Annotated in this window: 1 protein-coding gene; it reads left to right on the forward strand. The window is 73.5% G+C overall.

Features of this window, described 5'->3' with window-relative positions:
• Nucleotides 1-60: 60 nt before the first annotated feature.
• The coding region (locus A9W96_RS07505) for a hypothetical protein (RefSeq protein ID WP_067138726.1) at nt 61-1,070 on the forward strand (1,010 nt) is incomplete at its 3' end.

Here is a 1,070-nt window from a genome sequence, read left to right on the forward strand (position 1 = left end):
TCCAGCGCCGAACGCTACGCCGACGCCGACCTGTATGCCGCGGCGCGGATCGCCTAGCCGATGGCCGACCGGTTGGACGTGGCCGCCCGGCTCGCCGAGGGCCGGGATTTTGTCGAGCACACCCAGGCCTACGTGCAGGCCTGTCATGCGTTGGGCTACGAAAACGCTGATCTGACAACGCATCCCGCCCGCGTCCGGGAGTGGTATGCGGGCGAGGACGGCCTGGACCTGCGCGCGCTGGACCGCGACTGTGCGGAGCTGCGGGCGGCGGGCGTGGTGGCGGCCGAAGCGTTGCGCATGCAGCGCGCCCAGGTGGCCGAGCTGGCCGCGGCGTGGACGGGCCCGGGCGGGGACGCCGCGGTGCAGCTGTTGCAACGGCACTGCGACGCCGCGGACGCCGTTGCCAGCGAACTGCGCGCGGCGGCCCAACGGTACGAGTCACTCCGCGACAACCTGTGGTACCTGGTCGAATCGGAGGTGGCGACCGTCATCACCGTCGACGACCGGGTGCGTGCCCACCGGCCGGCATGGCTCGCCGCCGCTGCCGCCGTCATGGCCGGGGATCGAGACGGCCCGGCGGACGTGATCCGCCAGCAGGTAATGCCCTACGTGGACAACGACATTCGCAACGACTGGTTGACCGCGGTGCGGTCGGCGTCGGACGGGGTCGACACGTCCTACGCCATGGTCATCGACAAGATGGCCGTCGTCCCGACGGCGCGCTTCGAACTTCCCGGTGATCTCGGAACCGGTGTTGCGCCGGTGCCGCTCGCCCCGCCGGCGCAACCCGCACCGACGTTGGCCGCCGCCGCGCCGCTCACCGCCGCGCCCGTACCGGTCACCGCCGCACCGGATTCGGTGAGTCCGGCGCCGGCGCCCGTCGCTGCCGCGCCGCCGCCTCCCGCGGACTGGGGCGCCGGGATCCGCGATGCCCTGGGCATGCCGGCGGACGGCCTGGGCGGACTCGGTGACCTGGGCGGCGGACTCGGTGGTGGCGGTCTGGGCGGAGGGCTCGGCGGCGGTGCCCGTGGCGACCAGCGCGAGGTAGCGATTGACGGTCTCGGTGATGG

The sequence above is a fragment of the Mycobacterium sp. 1245852.3 genome (assembly GCF_001669335.1).
Classification (GTDB): domain Bacteria; phylum Actinomycetota; class Actinomycetes; order Mycobacteriales; family Mycobacteriaceae; genus Mycobacterium; species Mycobacterium europaeum_A.